We start from the raw sequence: 5974 nt of genomic DNA on the forward strand, positions 1-5974 counted from the left end.
ACCCCGCCGGTCTGCCGGCGGGTTTTGCCAGCGCCAATGGCCGGATCGAGGCGACCGAGGTGGATATCGCGGCGCTCACCGGCGGCCGAATCGCCGAAATCACCGCTGCCGAAGGTGACATGGTCAGCGCAGGCGATGTGCTGGTGCAGATGGACGTGGTGCAGCTGAACGCACAAAAACGTCAGGCCGAAGCGCAGCTTGCCCGCGCCGAAATCGGCGTCGAGACAGCAAGGGCGCTGGTCGCTCAGGCCGAGGCACAAGAGCGCGCGGCCCGGGCCGCGGTTGATCAGGCAGGCTCGGTTGCCGATGCCGCGTCGCGCAGGCTTGAACGCTCTGAGCAGCTTGCAAAGACCAGTGCGATCTCGCAGCAGGTGCTGGATGATGACCGCGCCCGGGACGCCCAGGCCCGCGCCGGTGTGGCCTCGGCCGAAGCCAGCCATGCGGCAGCGCTGGCGGGGGTCAGCAGCGCGCAGGCGCAGGTGGTCGATGCAAGTGCGGCCGTCGAGGCGGCAAAGGCGTCGATTGATGCGATCCAGGCCTCTCTGGACGACGCCACGCTGAAAGCGCCGCGCACGGGCCGGATCCAGTATCGCATCGCACAAGAGGGCGAGATTGTCGGCTCTGGCGGGCGGATCCTCAGCCTTGTCGATCTGGGCGATGTCTATATGACGGTTTTTCTGCCGACATCGCAGGTCGGCCGGGTGCAGGTCGGATCAGAGGTGCGCCTTGTCATGGATGCGGCGCGGGAATTCGTGATCCCGGCCACGGTTTCCTATGTTGCCGATGTGGCGCAGTTCACGCCAAAGACGGTCGAGACCGCCGATGAGCGCGAAAAGCTGATGTTCCGCGTCCGTGCCCGCATCGACCCCGAGCTGCTGTCGCGGCATATCGAATATGTCAAAACCGGCCTGCCGGGCATGGCCTATCTGCGGCTTGATCCGGATGCCGCCTGGCCTGACTTTCTTTCCAATGTCGTGAAATGACCGGCTCAGTTGCCGGGGTCTCCGGCCTGACGCTGCGCTATGGCAAGGTCACGGCGCTTGACAATGTGACGCTGGAGATCCCTGAGGGGCGCATGGTCGGGCTGATCGGGCCAGACGGGGTCGGAAAGTCCAGCCTTCTGTCGCTGCTGGCCGGGGCACGTGTGATCCAGCAGGGCAAGGTCGAGGTTCTGGGCGGCGATATGCGCGATGTGGCGCATCGCAACCGCGTCTGCCCCCGCACCGCCTATATGCCGCAGGGTCTGGGCAAGAACCTCTACCCGACGCTTTCGGTCGAAGAGAACCTTGATTTCTTCGGCTCGCTTTTCGGTCATGACAAGGCCGAACGCGAGCGGCGGATCACCGATCTGCTGGCTGCGACCGGCATGACGCCGTTCCGGTCGCGCCCGGCGTCAAAGCTGTCGGGCGGCATGAAGCAAAAGCTGGGTCTGTGCTGCGCGCTGATCCATGATCCCGATTTCCTGATTCTTGACGAGCCGACCACCGGCGTCGATCCACTGTCGCGCCGCCAGTTCTGGGATCTGATCGACCGCATCCGCGCGACACGGCCGGGGATGAGCGTGATCACCGCCACCGCCTATATGGAAGAGGCCGCGCGCTTCGACTGGCTGGTTGCGATGAATGCGGGCCGGGTGCTGGCCACCGGCACCACCAGCGATCTGCTGTCGCGGACCGGGGCCGACACGCTTGATGCAGCCTTCATCGCGCTTTTGCCCGAAGAAGACCGGGGCGAAGACAGTGCCGTGGTGATCCCGCCGCGGACCACCGATGACAGCGATATCGCCATCGAGGCCGAGGGGCTGACGCAGCGCTTTGGCGATTTCGTGGCGGTCGACAATGTTTCCTTCCGCATCCCCAGGGGTGAGATTTTCGGCTTTCTGGGTTCGAACGGCTGCGGCAAGACGACGACGATGAAGATGCTCACCGGGCTTCTGGAGCCGAGTGAGGGCCGGGCAAAGCTTTTCGGCCATGAGGTCGATGCAAGCGATCTGTCGGTGCGCCGCCGGGTCGGGTTCATGTCGCAGGCCTTCTCGCTCTATTCCGAGCTGACGGTGCGTCAGAACCTTGATCTGCACGCGCGGCTTTTCGATATGGCGGCCGAGAAGATCCCCGCCAGGGTTGACGAGATGATCGCCCGGTTCGATCTGGGCGACGTGACCGACAGCCTGCCCGAGGCGTTGCCGCTGGGTATCCGCCAGCGGCTTTCGCTGGCGGTGGCGATGATCCATGCGCCCGAGATCCTGATCCTTGACGAGCCGACCTCGGGGGTGGACCCGGTGGCGCGCAACGGCTTCTGGCGCATTCTGGCGGAACTTTCGCGCAAGGATGGCGTGACGATCTTTGTCTCGACCCATTTCATGAACGAGGCGGAATGGTGCGACCGCATCAGCCTGATGCATGCGGGCAAGGTGCTGGTCTCGGACACCGCCGAGGGGATCACGAAAGCCAAAGGTTGCGCCACGCTGGAAGACGCGTTCATCGCCTATCTTGAAGAGGCGATTGGCGAGACGGCACCCGCCCCCGCCGCTGCGCCCGAGGCCCCCGCAGCCGGGGTGACCCATCACGCGCAGCAATCCGGCTTCAGCCTGCGGCGACTGCTTAGCTATTCGCAGCTGGAAAGCCTGCAATTGCAGCGCGATCCGATCCGGCTGACCATGGCGTTGGTCGGCAGCCTTCTTCTGATGATCGTGGTGGGGCTGGGCATCAACATGGATGTCGAGGATCTGACCTTCGCCGCCCTTGACCGCGACCAGACCACCACCAGCCGCAATTATATCGCCGATATTGCGGGATCGCGCTATTTCATCGAACAGCCGGGCCTGACAAGTTACGACGAGATCGACGCAAGAATGCGCTCGGGCGAGCTGGCGCTGGCGATCGAGATCCCGCCCGGCTTTGCCGCCGATATCGCGGCAGGCAGGGATGTGCAGGTCGGGGCCTGGTTCGACGGCGCCAACCCCAGCCGCGCCAATACGGTGCAGGGCTATGTGCAGGGCATGCATGCCGACTGGATCACACGTCAGGCGCGTCAGCTTTACGGTGACAAGGCGAGCGGCGGCAGTTTCGAACTGGTGACCCGATACCGCTACAACCCCGACGTGCGCAGCCTGAATGCGATGGTCCCGGCGATCATCCCGCTGCTTTTGCTGATGATCCCGGCGATCCTGACCACGCTTTCGGTCGCGCGTGAACGCGAACTGGGCTCGATCATCAATTTCTACGTCACGCCGGTGACGCGGCTGGAATTTCTGCTTGGCAAACAGCTGCCCTATATCGCGCTGGCCATGCTGAATTTCTTCCTGATGATGGCCATGGCGGTCACATTCTTCGCAGTGCCCTTCAACGGCAGTTTTCTGGGCTTTACCCTTTCGGCGCTGATCTATGTCACCGCGACCACGGCGCTTGGTTTTCTGGTGTCGGTCTTCATCGCAAGTCAGGTCGCGGCGCTGTTCGCGACCGCCATGCTGACGATGATCCCGGCGGTCAGCTATTCGGGTTTGATCGACCCGGTCTCTTCGCTGTCGGGTTTTGGCCGGGTTCTGGGCGAGATCTACCCCTCGACCTGGTTTATCACCGCCGCGCGGGGGGCTTTCTCCAAGGCCTTCGGAATGGCGGAACTGGCCGGGCCGATGCTGGCCATGGGCATCGCCATTCCGGTGATTATCGGGCTGGCGGCGGCCTTCCTGAAAAAACAGGCGAAGTGAGGGGCGGATGAACCTGCGCAACACCTTCAATCTGGGCGTCAAGGAATTGCGCGGGCTCTGGCGCGATCCGGTGATGCTGGTGCTGATCGTCTATTCCTTTTCGCTCTCGATCTGGACCTCTGCGAACGCCTCGCCCGAGGCGCTGACGAATGCCGCGATCTCGATCGTGGATGAGGATCAGTCGCATCTCTCCGCCCGCATCACCTCGGCCTTTTATCCGCCCTATTTTGTCGAGCCGCAGATGACCACGACGGCCGAGATGGATCGGCGGATGGATCAGGGGCTGGATACTTTTGCGCTGAACATCCCACCGGATTTCGCGCGCGATGTGCTGGCCGGAAAAAACCCGGCGATCCAGCTGAATATCGACGCGACAAGGATGAGCCAGGCCTTCACCGGCGGCGGCTATATCCAGCAGATCGTGTCCTCCGAGGTTTCGGAATATGTGGCGGGCTACCGGGCCGAGACCGCGCTGCCGGTCGATCTGGCGCTCCGCGCGCGGTATAATCCCTCGCTGGATCCGAAGTGGTTCGGGGCGATTTCCGCCGTGATCCAGTCGATCACCATGCTGTCGCTGGTGCTGACCGGCGCGGCGCTGATCCGCGAAAAGGAACATGGCACGGTCGAGCACCTGCTGGTCATGCCCGTCACCACGACCGAGATCATGTTTTCCAAGATCTGGTCGATGGGGCTGGTGGTGCTGCTGGGGTCGATCTTTTCGCTAAGTGTTGTGGTGCAGGCGCTGATGGCGGTTCCGGTGCAGGGCTCGGTCGTGCTGTTTCTTGCGGGCGCGGTGCTGATGGTTTTCGCCATGACGGGGCTTGGAATTTTCCTTGCTACCATCGCCGGGTCGATGCCGCAATTCGCGCTTTTGCTGATGATGGCGCTTTTGCCGCTGCAGGTGCTGTCAGGCGCGATGACGCCGCGGGAATCCATGCCAGAGATCATCCAGACCATCATGCTTGCAGCCCCCAACACGCATTTCATCATCCTCTCGCAGGGCATCTTGTTCCGAGGTGCCGGGCTTGACGTGGTCTGGCCCCAGTTCGCGGCGCTGGCGGCGATCGGGGTGGCGCTGTTCTGGCTGGCACTGATACGATTCAAGAAATTCCTGCGGTAAGGCATATGTTGGGCCGCCTGCTTCTGATCCTGACGCTTGCGCTTGCAGGCTGCGCTGCGCGTCCGGGGCCGGAAGTTCTGGCCCCCGATGCCGGTGCCCTGCCCGAGGGCGCCCGCCTTGTCCGGGTGCTGACCATGACCACCCGCGCGCCCGAGGCAAATCTGCCGGGGGCCTTTGGCGACTCTCGCTCCATCCGGCCAAGCTGGCTGGAATACGAGGTCTCGGTGCCGCCTGGCCATCGGCCGGGAAAGATTGAATGGCCGGATCGCAATGGCAGCAGCGCCGACCGGAATTTCGTGATGCGCAGCCGGCAGACGCTTAGCCGTGACGCCTTTGCAAAGCGTCTCTCGCGCGAGGGGGTCGGGCTTTATGTCCACGGCTTCAACACCCGCTTTCATGAGGCCTTGTTCCGCACCGCGCAGCTTTCGGTCGATGCGCATATCGAGGAAAAGCCTGTCCTTTTTACATGGCCCTCGGCAGGCTATCCGGGCGCCTATCTGGCTGATCGTGACGCGTCTGACTTTTCCCGCGCGGCGCTTGCCGATCTGCTGCGGCTTTTGACAAAGGGTCGGTCCGCTTCCGACGCGGTGCCGGTGCTGGCTCACAGCATGGGCGCGCGGCTGACGATGGAGACGCTGGTGCAACTGCGTCTTGCCGGGCGGGACGATGTGCTGGACCGGATCGAGGTCATCCTTGCCGCCCCGGATATTGATATCGATCTTTTCCGCGCCCAGATGGTCAGCCTTGGGCCGATGAAGCATCCCATCACGGTGCTCGTCTCCTCGGACGATCTGGCGCTGAAACTGTCGTCGCAGCTTTCGGCACGTCGGATACGGCTTGGGCTTGTCGATGTGCGTGATCCGGCGGTCCAGCGCCTGGCGGTCGCGACCGGAATACGGATCGTGGATATTACCGATATTCCGACCGATGATCCCGCCCACAGCCGCTATGTCGGCCTGCTTTCCGGCGAGGCCGGGGCTGTGGTTGAAAACACCCTTTTCGATGAGGTACGCTTGGCGGGGGCCTTTGTCTTCAATCAGGTCGGTGGTGTCTTCACTGGCATCGGTGATGTGCTGGCGGATTGAGGCCGCGGCCTTGGCCCGGCGTTGGTGCCAGCGGGGCATCGTCAAGTTATTGACGCGGCTTGT

General features: G+C 63.3%; 4 protein-coding genes. All 4 read left to right on the plus strand.

All coding sequences use genetic code 11. The features are described from left to right. Positions 1–983: HlyD family secretion protein (locus tag DL1_RS20225; RefSeq protein ID WP_038070091.1), on the plus strand; the 983-nt coding region annotated here is incomplete at its 5' end. Then, positions 980–3706 (plus strand): ribosome-associated ATPase/putative transporter RbbA, encoded by a 2727-nt coding sequence (gene rbbA, locus DL1_RS20230; protein ID WP_038070093.1) that lies wholly within the window; start codon positions 980–982, stop codon positions 3704–3706. The genes DL1_RS20225 and rbbA, both read left to right, overlap by 4 nt. 7 nt (positions 3707–3713) lie before the next feature. Then, positions 3714–4826 (plus strand): ABC transporter permease, encoded by a 1113-nt coding sequence (locus DL1_RS20235; RefSeq protein ID WP_038070094.1) that lies wholly within the window; start codon positions 3714–3716, stop codon positions 4824–4826. 5 nt (positions 4827–4831) lie between these two features. Next, positions 4832–5911 carry an alpha/beta hydrolase gene (locus DL1_RS20240; protein WP_038070096.1) on the plus strand — a complete coding sequence of 360 codons (1080 nt, stop codon included), beginning with the start codon at positions 4832–4834 and terminating at the stop codon, positions 5909–5911. The last annotated feature ends 63 nt before the right edge of the window (positions 5912–5974 follow it).

The sequence above is a fragment of the Thioclava dalianensis genome, assembly GCF_000715505.1.
Classification (GTDB): Bacteria; Pseudomonadota; Alphaproteobacteria; order Rhodobacterales; family Rhodobacteraceae; genus Thioclava; species Thioclava dalianensis.

Excerpts from the sequence above, each read along its gene's own strand:
- DL1_RS20235 (WP_038070094.1), top strand. The coding sequence starts at position 3,714 with ATGAACCTGCGCAACACCTTCAATCTGGGCGTCAAGGAATTGCGCGGG.
- rbbA (WP_038070093.1), top strand. The coding sequence starts at position 980 with ATGACCGGCTCAGTTGCCGGGGTCTCCGGCCTGACGCTGCGCTATGGC.
- DL1_RS20240 (WP_038070096.1), top strand. The coding sequence starts at position 4,832 with ATGTTGGGCCGCCTGCTTCTGATCCTGACGCTTGCGCTTGCAGGCTGC.